This is a genomic window from Diaphorobacter sp. J5-51, assembly GCF_001023515.1.
In the GTDB taxonomy this organism is placed as follows: domain Bacteria; phylum Pseudomonadota; class Gammaproteobacteria; order Burkholderiales; family Burkholderiaceae_C; genus Diaphorobacter; species Diaphorobacter nitroreducens.
Genome location: NZ_JSYI01000032.1, coordinates 116,486 through 130,959 on the forward strand (window position 1 = coordinate 116,486; position 14,474 = coordinate 130,959).

At 69.8% G+C, this 14,474-nt stretch carries 13 protein-coding genes; 6 read left to right on the top strand and 7 right to left on the bottom strand.

Annotation, left to right across the window (positions count from 1 at the left end):
- Positions 1-14: 14 nt before the first annotated feature.
- From OX89_RS04895 to OX89_RS04915, 5 genes are all read left to right on the top strand, one after another.
- Entirely contained in the window at positions 15-947 is a 933-nt protein-coding gene (locus OX89_RS04895) for a hydroxymethylglutaryl-CoA lyase (RefSeq protein WP_047349784.1), read from the top strand.
- 87 nt (positions 948-1,034) lie between these two features.
- Positions 1,035-2,018 (top strand): tripartite tricarboxylate transporter substrate binding protein, encoded by a 984-nt coding sequence (locus tag OX89_RS04900; RefSeq protein WP_047349785.1) that lies wholly within the window; start codon positions 1,035-1,037, stop codon positions 2,016-2,018.
- Between the two features lie 147 nt (positions 2,019-2,165).
- A complete protein-coding gene (locus OX89_RS04905; protein WP_369799249.1) occupies positions 2,166-3,095 on the top strand; it encodes a Bug family tripartite tricarboxylate transporter substrate binding protein in 930 nt (309 codons plus the stop codon).
- Between the two features lie 53 nt (positions 3,096-3,148).
- A complete protein-coding gene (locus OX89_RS04910) occupies positions 3,149-3,640 on the top strand; it encodes an outer membrane protein assembly factor BamE (protein ID WP_047349787.1) in 492 nt (163 codons plus the stop codon).
- A 140-nt stretch (positions 3,641-3,780) separates the two neighbouring features.
- On the top strand, positions 3,781-4,455 hold the full coding sequence (locus tag OX89_RS04915) for a YitT family protein (protein ID WP_047349788.1): 675 nt from the start codon (positions 3,781-3,783) through the stop codon (positions 4,453-4,455).
- A gap of 22 nt (positions 4,456-4,477) precedes the next feature.
- Here OX89_RS04915 and OX89_RS04920 read toward each other — a convergent pair whose 3' ends face one another.
- The 3 genes from OX89_RS04920 to OX89_RS04930 all read right to left on the bottom strand — a co-directional run bounded on the left by OX89_RS04920 (position 4,478) and on the right by OX89_RS04930 (position 8,975).
- On the bottom strand, positions 4,478-6,145 hold the full coding sequence (locus OX89_RS04920) for an acetolactate synthase large subunit (protein ID WP_047349789.1): 1,668 nt from the start codon (positions 6,143-6,145) through the stop codon (positions 4,478-4,480).
- 71 nt (positions 6,146-6,216) lie between these two features.
- Positions 6,217-7,365 (bottom strand): L-lactate dehydrogenase, encoded by a 1,149-nt coding sequence (locus OX89_RS04925; protein WP_047349790.1) that lies wholly within the window; start codon positions 7,363-7,365, stop codon positions 6,217-6,219.
- Complete coding sequence (locus tag OX89_RS04930; RefSeq protein WP_047349887.1) at positions 7,362-8,975, bottom strand: FAD-dependent oxidoreductase; 1,614 nt, start codon at positions 8,973-8,975, stop codon at positions 7,362-7,364. The genes OX89_RS04925 and OX89_RS04930 overlap by 4 nt, the downstream gene beginning before the upstream one ends.
- Positions 8,976-9,090: 115 nt before the next feature.
- Between OX89_RS04930 and OX89_RS04935 the strand changes: the two genes are divergently transcribed.
- Entirely contained in the window at positions 9,091-10,104 is a 1,014-nt protein-coding gene (locus OX89_RS04935) for an AraC family transcriptional regulator (protein WP_234305505.1), read from the top strand.
- 48 nt (positions 10,105-10,152) lie between these two features.
- Here the strand turns inward: OX89_RS04935 and OX89_RS04940 are convergent, their stop codons facing one another.
- The 4 genes from OX89_RS04940 to OX89_RS04955 are packed head-to-tail and all read right to left on the bottom strand — an operon-like array spanning position 10,153 to position 14,439.
- Positions 10,153-10,425 (bottom strand): hypothetical protein, encoded by a 273-nt coding sequence (locus OX89_RS04940; protein ID WP_231403434.1) that lies wholly within the window; start codon positions 10,423-10,425, stop codon positions 10,153-10,155.
- 56 nt (positions 10,426-10,481) lie between these two features.
- Positions 10,482-12,548, bottom strand: a complete 2,067-nt coding sequence (gene metG, locus OX89_RS04945) for a methionine--tRNA ligase (protein ID WP_047349793.1) — start codon at positions 12,546-12,548, stop codon at positions 10,482-10,484.
- Positions 12,549-12,607: 59 nt separating this feature from the next.
- A complete protein-coding gene (locus tag OX89_RS04950) occupies positions 12,608-13,840 on the bottom strand; it encodes a patatin-like phospholipase family protein (protein ID WP_047349794.1) in 1,233 nt (410 codons plus the stop codon).
- 29 nt (positions 13,841-13,869) lie between these two features.
- Positions 13,870-14,439, bottom strand: a complete 570-nt coding sequence (locus tag OX89_RS04955; protein WP_015914120.1) for a restriction endonuclease — start codon at positions 14,437-14,439, stop codon at positions 13,870-13,872.
- Positions 14,440-14,474 lie beyond the last annotated feature (35 nt).

Below are 14,474 nucleotides of genomic sequence, written 5' to 3' on the forward strand. Positions count from 1 at the left end.
GGAAGGGCGCCGCCATGGCCGAAACCATCTCCATCACCGACGTATCGCCGCGCGACGGCCTGCAGAACCAGACCGTCCACCTATCCACTGAAGACAAGCTGGAACTGATCGCGCGCCTGGTGGCCGCCGGCGTGAACAGCGTCGAGGCGACCAGCTTCGTCACACCCAAGGCTGTGCCGCAGATGGCCGACGCGGGCGAGCTGGTTCCGCGCATCAGCGCACGCTTCCCGCAACTGCGCACTTCGGTGCTGGTGCCCAACCTCAAGGGGCTGGAGCGCGCGCATGCCGCCGGGGCGCAGGAGGTCGCGGTCGTGCTCTCGGCCACCGAGACCATGAACCGCAAGAACATCAACATGGGCCTGGACGAAGCCACCGAGGTGAGCGCACAGACCGTGCTGGCCGCGCATGACAAGGGCCTGCGCACGCGCGCCTACGTGGCCGTGGCGTTCGAATGCCCTTTCGAGGGCAAGACCCCGCTGGCCGAGGTGGTGCGCCTGGCCACGCGCATGCATGCCACTGGCGCGGGCGAGATCGTCATCGCCGACACCATCGGCGCTGCCTCGCCGCAGAAGGTGCGCGCTCTGTTCGCCGCGCTGCGCGACGTAGTACCCATGGACCGCCTGGCCGTGCACCTGCACGACACGCGCGGCCTGGGAGCCGCCAACGCCTGGGCGGCGCTGGAGGCCGGTGTGCGCCGTTTCGATGCCAGCGTGGGCGGCATCGGCGGCTGCCCGTTCGCGCCCGGCGCGGCCGGCAACCTGGCCACCGAAGACCTGGTGCTGATGGCCGAGACCAGCGGTTTCACCACCGGCCTGTCGCTGGACGCGCTACTGGACGCCGTGGACTTCGCTGAGCAGCAACTGCGGCGCCCGCTGGGCGGTCGCTCCAGCGCCTGGCTGCGGCGCCAGCGTGACAAGCGGCTCGCCGCCGAGCTGCAACCCGCCTGAGCACGCCCGCCGACCCGCCCCCACGCCGCCGGACCATCGCAGCCCGGCCCGAAACCCGTTTTTGCCTTTCACATCAGGAGACACACCATGTCCGACTACTCCACCCTGCATTCGCCCGGCCGCCGTTCGGCCCTGGCGGCCCTCGCCGCCTGGGGTGCCGCACCCCTGGCCTTCGCACAGGACAAGCCCTTCCCGACCAAGCCCGTGACCATCGTCGTGCCGTACTCGGCCGGTGGCGGCACCGACATCGTGGGCCGCCTGATGGCCCAGCGCCTGTCCGAGCTGTGGGGCCAGTCGGTGGTGGTGGACAACCGCACCGGCGCCAACGGGGTGATCGGCTCCAGCTACGTGGCCAAGGCCGCACCCGACGGCTACACCCTGCTGATGGTGGTGGGCTCGCACGTCATCAACCCCGTGCTAATGAGGAGCCTCCCCTACGACACCATGAAGGCTTTCACCCCGGTGACCAACATCGCCACTTCGCCCATGGTGCTGGTGGTGGCCGCCAACGGCTCGTACAAGAAGCTGCCCGACCTGCTGGAAGCCGCGCGCAAGGAAGAAGTGGCCGTGGGCTATTCCGAAGGCCAGACCCGCCTGACGGGCGAGCTGATCCGCCAGTCGGGCAAGCTCAAGCTCACCGGCGTGCCCTACAAGGGTGGCGCGCCCATCATGGTCGACATCATCGGCGGCCACCTGCCGGGCGGCGTGACCAGCGTGCTCACTGCGCTGCCGCACATCCAGTCGGGCAAGCTGCGCGCGTTGGGCGTGGCCGCCGACCAGCGCATGGGTATCTTCCCAGACGCCATGACCTTCAAGGAAGCGGGCCTGGTGGGTGTGGAGTCGCTCAACTGGTATGGCATGTTCGGCCCCGTTGGCCTGCCCGATACCGTGGTCGCGCGCATCAATGCCGATCTGCGCAAGGTCACGTCCGACCCGGCCGTCACCAGGCAGATGCACGACCAGGGCGCCGATATCGTACTCACCCCGCCCGCACAGTTCCGCCGCTTCCTCGAAACCGAGACCCAGAAGTGGGCCCAGGTGGCCCAGCGCGGCGGCATCCAGCCCGAGTGATCCCCCGTGCTGGGGCGGCACCGTGCCGCCCCAGCAGGCAAGCAGAACAACCACGACAGGAGACAAACCATGACACGTATTTCTTACCGGGCCGCCGTATCCACGTTGCCCCGCCGCCTGGCCCTGGGCCTGGGTGCGACCCTGTGCATGGCAGCAGCCAGCGCGCCAGCCCAAGCCGACTATCCCAACAAACCGATCCGACTGATCGTGCCCTTTGCACCCGGCGGTGTGACGGACACCGGAGCACGCGTGGTGGCTGAACGCCTGGGTCAGCGCCTGGGGCAGCAGGTGGTGGTGGATAACCGCCCTGGCGCGTCCGGCAACATCGGAACCCAGCAGGCTGCTACGGCTGCGCCCGACGGCTACACCCTCGTGGTGGGCTTCGACGGCACGATGGTCATCAACCCCCATGTCTTCGCCAAGGTGCCGTTCGACACGCTCAAGGATTTCTCTCCTGTGAGCAAGATCGGTGACGCCGCCCTGGTCATCGTGACTCATCCCTCGGTGCCAGCCAAGAACTTCAGCCAGTTGGTCGCCTATTCCAAGGCCGTGACCGGCGGCGTGTCATACGGGAGCGCGGGCACGGGCAGCACCCCTCATTTGGCCGGTGAACTGCTGCGCGTACGCACCGGCGCTGACTTCGTGCACGTGCCCTACAAGGGTGGCGGCCAGGCACTGGCGGACGTTGTGGGTGGCTCACTCCCCATGCTGTACACGGCCGTAGCCGGCGCCTATCCCTTCATCCAGCGCGGCCAAGTGCAGGCTATCGCGGTATCGAGCGCACAGCGCCTGCCATCGCTGCCTAATGTGCCCACCGTGGCTGAGTCTGGCGTGCCTGACTTCGTGGTCAATTCGTGGATCGGAATCCTGGCACCTGCCAAGACGCCAGCACCCATCATCGAGCGCCTGCAGCGTGAGTTGAACGCAGTCGTGCACACGCCGGATGTCAAGGAGCGACTCGCTAACTTGGGTATCTCCGCATCCGGCAACACGCCGGCGGAATTTCGCGCTGAGATCGAGGCCGATCTGGGCCGCTATGCAGACGTTGTCAAGGCCGCGTCGATCCGGCTCGAATGATCTGTCGGTCACGTTAAAGTGCCAGCCTACGCAACCACAGTGGGTAGGCCGACATGCCGCTTTTTAGTTTTCGGAGGGGTGGGATGGCGCTAGCTGTCTTGCTGGCGCTGGTCGGCTGCGACGACCAGCGCATCAAGGAGCTGGAGGAGGGCGTCTCCACCGAGGCGCAGGTGCGCGAGCGCTTCGGCGAGCCCGAGCGCATCTGGCCCGAGGAGGGCGGCGCGCGCACGCTGGAATACAACCGCCAGCCCGCCGGGCAGCGCAACTACATGATCACCATCGGCGCCGACGGCAAGATGAGCGCGCTGCGCCAGGTGCTGGCCCCGCACCATTTCGAGAAGGTGCAGCCGGGCATGGCGCAGGAGCAGGTGCGCCGCCTGCTGGGCAAGCCCGCCAAGCGGATCACCTACGACCTGAAGCAGGAAACCGAGTGGGACTGGAACTGGGGCGACGGCCCGCGCCACATGATCTTCACCGTGGTGTTCGGCCCGGACGGCACGGTGCGCCGCTCGGGCAGCGCCGAAAAAATCCCTGACGGGCCCTGACGGGCCCGGACGTGTGGCGCCCGCACCAGGGTGGTGCAAACCTGGGGCAAACCCTATTGCCAAACAGGCGTAAGTTTTGCATGCGATGATCGCGCGCCGGCGCTACCCGCGCCGGGCCCGCGTTGCAGAGAAACCTCACCATGGCCAGCCGCACCGTCCCATCGTCCGCTTCCGCCTCCCTGCCTGGCGCCGCCGCGCCGGGTGCCCCATCCCCGCACGCCGCGCCGCGCCATGGCGTGTTCGAGGATGCCCAGGCGCTTTTCACCGGCTCGCTGTTCGTGGGCCTGACCATGATGATGTACGCCCAGGCGGGCCTGCTCACGGGCAGCACCGCGGGGCTGGCCTTCGTGCTGCACTACGCCACGGGCTGGCCGTTCGGCGCCATCTATTTCGCCATCAACCTGCCGTTCTACTGGTTCGCCTGGAAGCACATCGGGCGCGCCTTCACCATCAAGACCTTCGTCAGCGTGGGCATCCTGTCGCTGATCGCCGAGCTGGGGCCGCGCCTCATCCACATCGACTACCTGCACCCGGCCTTCGCCGCCATTGCCGGCGGCCTGCTGATGGGCACCGGCGTGCTGTTCCTGGCGCGCCACAAGTCCAGCCTGGGCGGGGCCACCATCGTGTCGCTGTACCTGCAGGAGCGCCATGGCCTGCGTGCCGGCAAGGTGCAGATGGCCATCGATTGCGCGGTGGTGCTGCTGGCGCTGTGGGTCGTGCCGTGGGACCGCGTGGCCTGGTCGGTGCTGGCCGCCGTGGTCATGGGCGTGTTCCTGGCGGTGAGCCACCGCCCCGGCCGCTATCAGGGCGGTTGATACGCCATGGCGGGCGGCGGAGTCACGGCGCGATCTTGCGCTTGAGCGCGCGCGCCACCGGCGCAGGCAGGCTGGGCAGCGACTTGAGCAGCCACGGCAGCACCTTGCGCTTGGCGCCGGCGAGCGATTCGGGCACCAGCGCCTCGATCAAATGCGGGCCCGGGTGCGCCAGCGCATGTTCCAGCGCCTGGCAGAAGTCCTCGGCCGTGCGGGCGCGCACCGCGTGCACGCCCATGCCCTGCGCGAGCTGGGCGAAGTTGAGTACCGGGCCCTTCAGGTCGAGCTGCGACTTGGCCTTGGGGCCCGCTTGCTCAGCGCCCACGCGCTCCAGCTCCACGTTCAGCACCGAGTAGCTGGCGTTGTTGAAGATCACGGACACCACATGCAGGTTCTCACGCGCCATGCTCCACAGCGCCTGGAGGGTGTACATCGCCGTGCCATCGCCGATCAGTGCGATCACCGGGCGGTTGGGGCAGGCGATGGCCGCGCCCACGGCATTGGGCAGGCCCTGGCCGATGGCGCCGCCGGTCAGTGTGATCAGGTCGTGGCGCGGGCAGCCCGCCGTCATCACGCCCAGCATCAGGCCGGAGGTGATGGCCTCGTCGATGAGGATGGCGTTCTCGGGCAGCAGGTGGCCCACGGCCTTGCACACTTTGGGCGCGGTGAGCGGCCCGCGCGGGCGGCCGGGGCGCTGCGCCAGGGCCAGGGGCGGCTGCGTGGCGCTGGCGCCCAGCGCGGCGGCCAGCTTGTCCAGGCTCGCCGCTGCGTCCTGCGCCGGGCTGCACAGGGTGTGCACCGTGCAGCCCGTGGGCACCAGGTCGCTGGCCTTGCCGGGGTAGGCGAAGAACGAGACGGGCGACTTCGCATCGACCAGCACCAGGTGCCGCGCGCCCGCCAGTTGCACGCCGGCCAGCTCGGCCAGGTAGGCCACGCGCTCTACGGCGGGCAGGCCCGCGCCGCGCTCCATGCGGGTGGGAAACACCTCGGCGAGCAACTGCACGCCGCTGTGGGCCGCAATGCGCGCGGCGCTGCGCAGCGCCCCCTCGCGCAGCGCGTGGCCGCCCAGCAGCAGCACGGTCTTCTCACCCGCGCGGATGGCCTGCATGAGGGTCTGAGCCAGGGCCTGCACCGCCTCGTCGCTGGCGGCGACGGGCGCGGGCAACGCCGGGGGCGGGCAGGGCTGGCCGCCCTCGCCCCACGACACGTCGGCGGGCAGGACCAGCGTGGCCACCTGGCCCGGCAGGCCGCGCGCGGCAGCAATGGCGTCTGCCGCGTCTTGGCACAGGGCCGCAGTGCTTTGCGCTGTGCGCACGAAGCCGGGCGAGACGTTGCGCGCCACGGTCTCGATGTCGGACTGCAGCTGCGCGTCGTACTGCGTGTGGTACGTGGCGTGGTCGCCCACGATGTTGACCACCGGCACCTTGCCCTTGCGTGCGTTGTGCAGGTTGGCCAGGCCGTTGCCCAGGCCGCAGCCCAGGTGCAAGAGCGTGGCGGCGGGCTTGCCGGCCATGCGCGCGTAGCCATCGGCCGCGCCGGTGGCCACGCCCTCGAACAGCGCCAGCACGGCGCGCATGCGCGGCTCGCTGTCCAGCGCGGCGACGAAGTGCATCTCGCTCGTGCCAGGGTTGGTGAAGCAGACCTCGATACCGGCATCGGCCAGAGTTTTCAGCAGGGCTTGTGCGCCGTTCATGGGAATCTCCTTGCTTCGCTATTGATAGCTGCTGGCGCTTGATGGGTAAGCGCTGGAGCCGTTTTTTGTCATCAATCCGTGTCGAGGTGCTGGGGGCCGATGTCGGCCACGCGCGTCACGCCCGCCAGCGTCATCGCCAGCAGCAGCTCGCGCTGCCACTGGGCCAGCAGGGTGCGCACGCCCGCCTCGCCCTGCGCGGCCAGCGCCCACACCCAGGGGCGGCCGATGAGCACACCGCGCGCCCCCAGGGCCAGGGCCTTGAACACATCCACGCCGCTGCGCACGCCGCCGTCCACCAGCACCTCGGTCTGCGCGCCCACGGCCTGGGCGATGGCGGGCAGCTTGGCGGCGGTGGAGGCCACGCTGTCGAGCTGGCGCCCGCCGTGGTTGGAGACGACGATGCCGTCCGCGCCCACCTGCACGGCGGCCTGGGCGTCCTGCACGTCCAAGATGCCCTTGAGCAGCAGGCGGCCCTTCCATTGGCCGCGCAGCCAGTCGATGTCCTGCCACGTCACGCTGGGGTCGAACTGCGCGTCCACCCAGGCCTTGAAGGCGCCCAGGTCGCGCGCGCCGGGCACCTGCGCCGTCAGGTTGCCAAAGCGCAGCGGCTGGCCGCGCAGCGCCACGTCCCGCACCCAGCCGGGGCGCGCCAGCACCTGTGCGGCGCGGATGAGCGCCGGGCGCGCGCCACTCGCGGCCATGCCGTGGCGGATGTCGCGCAGCCGCATGCCGGGCAGGGGTAGGTCGACGGTGAAGACCAGCGTGCGGCAGCCGGCGGCCCAGGCACCGTCCAGCAGCGCGCGCACGGCGCCGCGGTCGCGCAGCATGTAGAGCTGGAACCAGGGCGGCGCGCCGGCTGCGGCCGCCACCTCGGAGATGGGGCAGATGCCCACGGTGGAGAGCGTGAATGGCACACCCGCCGCGTGTGCCGCGCGCGCGGCCTGCGCTTCGCCCCGGCGCGCGGCCATGCCCGCCAGGCCGATGGGTGCCAGCGCCAGCGGCAGCGCGCAGGGTTGGCCTGCCAGGGTGGCGCGCGTGTCCACCTGGGCCACGTCCACCAGCACGCGCTGGCGCAGGCGCAGGGCGGCGAGGTCGTGCACGTTGGCGGCCAGCGTGCGCTCGTCGCTGGCGCCGCCGTCGATGTAGTCGAACAGGAAGCGCGGCAGGCGCTGCGCGGCCCGGTGGCGCCAGTCGGCGACCGATGCGGGGTAGTGGGTCATGCGCCGGCCCTCCCGGTGATGGCGCGCGCCGCTGCGCGCGCGGTGAGGATGCAGCCGGGCAAAAAGGTGCCTTCCAGCGAGCGCTTGCCGTTCGCACCGCCGCCGCCGAAGCCCGCCGCCTCGCCCACGCAGTACAGGCCGTCGATGGGCTGGCCTGCGCCGTCGAGAACGCGGCTGTGCAGGTCCGTTTGCAGCCCGCCCAGGCTTTTGCGCGTAATGAGCTGCATCTGGATGGCGATGAACGGCCCCGCGCCGGGTTGTTGCAGCGGCGCGGGTGCGCAGGTGCGCAGCCGGTCGGGGCCCCACTGGCGCGCGTGCAGGATGCGGCGGATCTGGTCGTCGTTGTGCAGCTTGGCGCCGTGGGCAAAGTTGGCGTCGAAGGCGTTGGCCGTGGCCTGCAGTACCTCAGGCGCCACATCGAGCGAGGCGGTCAGCGCGTTCATCTTCGCGGCCAGCCCGGCCAGCGTGTCGTCCACCAGGAAATGCGGGCTTTGCCGCTGCATCTGGCGCACCAGGCGGTGGTTGCCCAGCAGCGTTTCCTTAAGGAACTGCGGGAATTGCCTGTCGCGGATGTGCTGGTTGTGCTCGGCGCCGGAGATGGCGAACTCCTTGGCCGCGATGCGCCAGTTGAGCAGGTGCCAGGTCCAGGGCTTTTCCTGCGCGGCCACACGCTGGCACAGCCAGTGCGTGTCGAAGCCGGTGACCAGCGGCGCGGGGCCGATGCGCTCGCCCCGGTGGTTCAGCCACAGCGCCGACTTGCACGGAATGGCCGACAGGCCGTGCCCGTCGAAATGCGGGAACGGGTGTGGAAAGCCCGCCGCGTAGTTCCACATCTCGCCCGCGTGCGTGATCTGCGCGCCCAGGTGGGCGGCGTGGCGGTGCAATTTGCCATCGGCGAAGGGGTGCGCGCCATTGAGCATGGCGGCGGGGCGCGGCCGGCCCTGGGGCCAGTTGGCGCGGGTCTCCTCGTGCCCGCCGTTGATGCCGCCCATGGCCAGCACCACCACCGGGGCGTGCAGCCGCACCTCTTCGCCCGTGGCTTCGTTCACCGCCACGGCGCCGGAGATCCGTCCACCCTGGTGGTCCAGTGCCGTGGCGCGGTGGCCGTGTAGCAGTGTGAGCCTGCTGCCTTCACCCGCACGCCGCAGTGCCGCGATCAGGCAGCGCGTGAGTTCGCGCGAGGTGCCCCAGACGATGTGGTAACGCGGCAGGCTGTTGCCCTCGCCGTTCAATCCACGCTCCACCCAGTTCACCGCGGGCATGAACTTCACGCCCTCCTGCAGCAGCCAGTCGTGCACCTGCGCGCGCGAATGCTCCACGTAGTGGCGCGCCCAGGCGCGGGGCCAGTGGTCGTCAGCGTCCAGCTCGCCAAAGCGCAGCCAGTCGGCCAGCGCACGCTCGGGCGTGTCGGGGATCTTCATCCTCGCCTGCAGCGGCGTGCCCACCAGGGCCATGCCGCCGAAGGCCCACAGCGCCAGGCCGCCGAAGCGTTCGGGCGTGTCGCGGTCCACCAGCGTGACGCGCTGGCCCGCGCGCAGCAGCTCCAGCGCGGCCACGATGCCGGCCAGACCGCCGCCAATGACGACGATGTCGGAATGTTGGATTGCCATGCGGCTGTCTCCTTGCGCGCTCTGTGTGGCGCACTGCCGGCCAAGATAGCGGCATATCATGGCGCGGCATAGACTTTGGAGGCCACAGAAATTGACCTTGCAGGCCAGCGTTTCGATGAGTTGGGTGAACACCGTGCTGGCCGCCGCCGAGCGCGCGGGCGTGGCGCGCGAGCGCCTGCTGGCGCAGGCGGGCATCGTGCCGGCCGAGCTGGCGCACGAGCGCTGGCCCATTGACCACATCACGCGGCTGTGGCGCGCAGCCGTGCACTGCACGCAGGATTCGGGTTTTGGCCTCAAGGTGGGGGCACAGGTGGGGCCGGGCAGTTTCAATGTGGTGAGCTACCTGCTGCAGTCCGCGTCCAGCCTGCGCGCGGCCATTGCCGCGGTGCAGCAGTACCAGCGCCTCATCAGCGACGGCGGGCGTTTCCAGATGATCGCGGGCGAAACCGCCAGCTGGGTGGTGTACCACCCGCGCCAGGGCGCGCTGGCATTCAGCCCGCACCAGATCGAGGCGGTGCTGGCCGCGGTCGTGGCGTTTGCGCGCTGGGTCACGGGACAGGTGGTGCGTCCGCGGCAGGTGCAGTTCAGCCAGGCACGCATCGGGCCGCTGGCGGGTTACCGCGAGGCCTTCGGCTGCGCCGTGGAATTCGAGCAGGCCTTCAGCGGCGTGCTGCTGGACAACGCGCTGCTGGACGCGCCGCTGCCCCAGGCCGACGAGCAGCTCGCGCGCCTGCACCGCGAACATGCGACGACACGGCTGGCGGCACTGTCAGCGCCGGCCGACCTGGCACAGGCGCTGCGCGCGTGGATGGCCGATCAATTGCAAGCGCCGCTGCACGGCAAGGCGCCCGAGCGCGCCCAGGCCGCGGCAGCGCTGGGACTGAGCGAGCGCACCCTGGCGCGACGCATGCAAGCGCTGGGCTTGAGCTACACCGCCGTACTGGACGCGGCGCGGCACCAGGCCGCACTGCACGCGCTGGCGCAGGCGGACCGCCCGCTGGGCGAGATCAGCCAGTCGCTGGGGTTCGCGGAGCCCAGCGTGTTCAACCGGGCCTTTCGCCGCTGGACAGGCTGCACACCGGGGCAGTGGCGGCAGGCCGCACGGCCACCGGGCGAGCCCTCGGCGTGACCATGCGTCCGTCCTGTGGCGGGCGCCGCCAGGCAACGCGCGCAGCGGCTACGGCAGCGCCTCAGGCGTGGGTGCCGCCTGCTCCTGCGGCGGGGCATCCGGCAGCGGCTGCGGTGCGCCGCCTTCGCGGTAGCGGATGGTGATGCCGCTGTGGTCTTCTTCGTCTTCGGTCATCGCGTCATAGGCCTTGCCCACGCCTTTACCGACGACCTTGGCCGTGCCCACGGCGGCGTCGGCCGCCAGCCCCACGGCGGTCGCCGTGACACTGACGGCGGCTGCACCCACCGCCACCACCGTGCACCCCGAAAGCAAGGCGCACAAAAAAACCCCTGCAGCCGCAAGGCGCAGGGGCTGGCGCGATCGCCGAGGCTGGGGCATCAGTGGATGCGCATGCCCGGCTGCGCACCGGGGAAGGGCTCCAGTACGAAGATGCCGGGGTGCGCCTTCTCGTCGGCGTGGCTGGCGGCCAGCACCATGCCCTCGCTCAGGCCGAACTTCATCTTGCGCGGCGCCAGATTGGCCACCATCACCGTGAGCTTGCCCTGCAGGTCCTCGGGCTTGTACATGCTGGCGATGCCGCTGAAGACGTTGCGTGTCTGCCCTTCGCCCACATCCAGTGTCAGGCGCAGCAGCTTGGTGGAGCCTTCCACGGCCTCGCATTTCACGATTTTCGCGATGCGCAGATCCACCTTGGCGAAGTCGTCGATGGTGATCGTCGGGGCGATTTCCTCTCCGCCAGGGATGACCTTTTCGACTGCGGGAGCCGGCGGCTCGAACAGCGCGTCCAGTTGCTCCTGCGTCACGCGCTGCATCAGGTGCTGGTACTGGCCGATCTGGTGGCCGGCGCCCAGGGGCTGGGCCACTTCGGCAAACTGCTCGGGCGGCACGATGAGAAAGCGGGCCACCTCGGCCGCCACCTGCGGCAGGATGGGCTTGAGGTAGATCGTCAGGATGCGGAAGGCCTCGATGCAGGTGGTGCAGACGTCCTGCAGGCGCGCCTCCATGCCCTCCTGCTTGGCCAGCTCCCAGGGCTTGTTGGCGTCCACGTAGCTGTTCACGCGGTCGCACAGCAGCATGGTCTCGCGCACGGCACGGGCCGTGTCGCGCGCCTCGTAGGCTGCAACGATGGGACCGGCCTGTTCGCGCAGCTGCGCCAGCAGCGCCTGGCCATCGGCGCTGACTTCGCCCAGCTTGCCGCCGAAGCGCTTGTAGATGAAGCCCGCGGCACGGCTGGCGATGTTCACGTACTTGCCGATCAGGTCGGAATTCACGCGGGCCATGAAGTCTTCGGGGTTGAAGTCGATGTCTTCGTTCTTGCCGTTGAGCTTGGCGCCCAGGTAGTAGCGCAGCCACTCGGGGTTCATGCCCAGGGCCAGGTACTTGAGCGGGTCCAGCCCCGTGCCGCGGCTCTTGCTCATCTTCTCGCCGTTGTTCACGGTCATGAAGCCGTGCACGCAGATCTTCGTGGGCGTCTTGCGGCCGCTGAACTTCAGCATGGCGGGCCAGAACAGCGTGTGGAAGGTGATGATGTCCTTGCCGATGAAGTGATACTGCTCCAGCTGCGGGTCGGCCATGTAGGCGTCGTAGTCCTCGCCGCGCTTGTTCAAGAGGTTCTTGAGCGAGGCCAGGTAGCCCACGGGGGCGTCCAGCCACACGTAGAAGTACTTGCCCGGCGCATCGGGGATCTCGATGCCGAAATAGGGGGCGTCGCGGGAGATGTCCCAGTCGTCCAGACCTTCGCTGGTCGTGCCGTCGGGATTGGTGCGCGTGCCGAACCATTCCTTGATCTTGGCGGCCACCTCGGGCTGCACATGCTGGCCGTTCTGCGTCCACTCGGTCAGGAACTCCACCGCGCGCGGGTCGGAGAGCTTGAAGAAGAAGTGCTCGGAGGTCTTGAGCACCGGCTTGGCGCCCGACAGCGCCGAGTAGGGGTTGATCAGGTCGGTGGGCGCGTAGACCGAGCTGCAGACCTCGCAGTTGTCGCCGTACTGGTCCTTGGCATGGCAGCGCGGGCACTCGCCCTTGATGAAGCGGTCGGGCAGGAACATGTTCTTCTCGGGGTCGAAGAACTGCTCGATGGTGCGCGTCTCGATGAAGCCGGCGGCCTTCAGGTCCAGGTAGATCTGCTGGGACAGCTCGTGGTTCTCCGGGCTGTCGGTGTTGCTCCAGTTGTCGAAGGCGATGTGAAAGCCATCCAGGTATTGCTTGCGCCCGGCGGCGATGTCGGCCACGAACTGCTGGGGCGTCTTACCCGCCTTCTCGGCGGCAATCATGATGGGCGCGCCATGGGCGTCGTCCGCGCCAACGAAATTGACCGCGTTGCCCTGCATGCGCTGCGCGCGCACCCAGGTGTCGGCCTGGATGTACTCCATGATGTGGCCGATGTGGAAATTGCCGTTGGCATACGGCAGGGCGGTGGTGACGAAGATCTTGCGTGCGGTCATCGGGGGCGGCTCTCCAGTCGCCTCGGGTTTCGAGGCGCAACCCTCGATTTTAGGGCGTGTCAGTTCCGCGGCGCCCGCACGGGATTGCCGTGGTCCTGCCAGCCGAAGAAGGCGCAGATCTCGCTGCGCCGCGCCATCGCGTCCCCGTGGCCCAGTGCCATGAGCTCTTGCGTGTAGCCGCGCTCGAACAGCAGGTAGCTGGCCAGCGCGCCGGTGCCCGCGTCGGGCCGGTCGGCACGCACGCCCAGCGCGCTGAGCAGGGTGCGGATGGTCCCCGGCAGGTCGCACACATGCCGCGCCGCCATCTCGTCCAGGTTGCGCGAGGGGGCGAACACCAGCAGCTCCAGCGGCCGCAGCGGGCTGTGGCTGCGCGCCTCGGGCGGAATCAGCGCCAGCGTCTGGTTGATGCGCTGGGCGCGCTCGATATCCACCGACAGCGCATCCAGAAAGATGTTGGACAGCGTGTGGCCCGCCACCTGGGCCAGCGCGGGGTAGGGCTGCTGCGTGCCAGCCATGCAGGGGCGCGGCGGCTCATAGGTGCGGCTGGTGCCCACCACCAGCAGGCGCCGCGCACCCAGGTGGATGGCGGGCGCCAGCGGCGCGGTCTGGCGCATGGAGCCGTCGCCGAAGTATTCGGTGTGTCCGTCGATGGCCAGTGGCGCTGCCGGGAACATGAACGGAATGGCCGACGAGGCCAGCAGGTGGTTGCGCGTGATGGGGCCGCGCGCGGATTTGCGCAATGAGCGTACCCAGGGCTCCTGGGCGTCTCCGGCGTCAAAGAACGCCACGTGCTGGCCCGAGCTGTAGCTGGACGCGGTCACCGCCAGGGCGCGCAGGTGGCCCGCGCGGATCAGCCGCGGCACGCGCGCCAGCGGTACCAACTGGTCCAGCAGTTGCGCGAGCGGCGCGTTGTCCAGCAGCGAGTGCGGGCGCATGCGGCTCCAGCGGGTGAGGGCCCAGCCCAGCGACAGCAGCGTGAGCCAGCGTGCGCCGCTGCGCATCACGCTCAGGGAGTCGGCGCGGTACACCTGTCGGGCATGGAACTGGGTCCACACGCGCGCCAGGCGCCGCACCGTGCGGTCGAACTGGTCCGCGCCACAGGCCAGGGCCGCCGCGTTGATGGCGCCGGCCGAGGTGCCGGTGAGGATGCCGAATGGCCCCGGCCCACGCCGCTCGCCGCAAGCCAGCCGCAGGTCGGCAATCGCCTGCAGCACGCCCACCTGGTAGGCGGCACGCGCGCCGCCGCCCATCAGCACCAGGCCGGTGTGCGCAGGGGCAGGGGAGTGGGTCATGGAGCCACGCGGCTTGGGTTGCGCTTTTTTTAACCTGCGGGCGTGGCCTTGAGCAGCAGGGCAGCTAGGGCATCGCCCTCCAGCAGCACCACGCCATGCTCGCGCGCAAAGCTGCGTGCGGTCTCGCTCACGGTGCCGGTCAGCGCCACGTACACGGCCTGCGCGCCTTGCTGCTGCGCTTGGGCGTGCAGTTCACGCAGGGGTTCCACGCCATGGGTGGCGGCCTTCCAGCGGCGCGCGGCCACCAGCACCGCGCGGTCGCCCTGCGTGATGCGCAGGTCCGCGTGCAGGCCGGCCAGGCGCTGCACCTCGTGCCCCTCGGTGCGCCATGCGCGCTCCAGCGTGTTGGCGAAATCCTTCCACGGCATGGCGGCAGCGGCCTGCAGGGCACCCTGAACGCGCGCGGCGCTGGGGGCGCGCCACTGGCGCCACGCGGCGATGCAGCCGATCACGGCGATCGGCAGCGCGCCCATGGCGGCGAACGGGGCGATGTCCCTCGGCAGCAGTGCGCCGCAGACAAGCACGATGGCGGCGGCGATGGCAAAGCTCACCCACCAGGGCGAGCGCAGCAGGATTGCGAAGCCCGAGTTCGGGGCCATCTTCAGTTTCACAAAGGAGTCCTTGAGGAATGAGG

Coding starts and splice junctions, on each gene's coding strand:
- OX89_RS04895 (WP_047349784.1), top strand. CDS start 15: ATGGCCGAAACCATCTCCATCACCGACGTATCGCCGCGCGACGGCCTG.
- OX89_RS04900 (WP_047349785.1), top strand. CDS start 1,035: ATGTCCGACTACTCCACCCTGCATTCGCCCGGCCGCCGTTCGGCCCTG.
- OX89_RS04905 (WP_369799249.1), top strand. CDS start 2,166: ATGGCAGCAGCCAGCGCGCCAGCCCAAGCCGACTATCCCAACAAACCG.
- OX89_RS04910 (WP_047349787.1), top strand. CDS start 3,149: ATGCCGCTTTTTAGTTTTCGGAGGGGTGGGATGGCGCTAGCTGTCTTG.
- OX89_RS04915 (WP_047349788.1), top strand. CDS start 3,781: ATGGCCAGCCGCACCGTCCCATCGTCCGCTTCCGCCTCCCTGCCTGGC.
- OX89_RS04920 (WP_047349789.1), bottom strand. CDS start 6,145: ATGAACGGCGCACAAGCCCTGCTGAAAACTCTGGCCGATGCCGGTATC.
- OX89_RS04925 (WP_047349790.1), bottom strand. CDS start 7,365: ATGACCCACTACCCCGCATCGGTCGCCGACTGGCGCCACCGGGCCGCG.
- OX89_RS04930 (WP_047349887.1), bottom strand. CDS start 8,975: ATGGCAATCCAACATTCCGACATCGTCGTCATTGGCGGCGGTCTGGCC.
- OX89_RS04935 (WP_234305505.1), top strand. CDS start 9,091: ATGAGTTGGGTGAACACCGTGCTGGCCGCCGCCGAGCGCGCGGGCGTG.
- metG (WP_047349793.1), bottom strand. CDS start 12,548: ATGACCGCACGCAAGATCTTCGTCACCACCGCCCTGCCGTATGCCAAC.
- OX89_RS04950 (WP_047349794.1), bottom strand. CDS start 13,840: ATGACCCACTCCCCTGCCCCTGCGCACACCGGCCTGGTGCTGATGGGC.
- OX89_RS04955 (WP_015914120.1), bottom strand. CDS start 14,439: ATGGCCCCGAACTCGGGCTTCGCAATCCTGCTGCGCTCGCCCTGGTGG.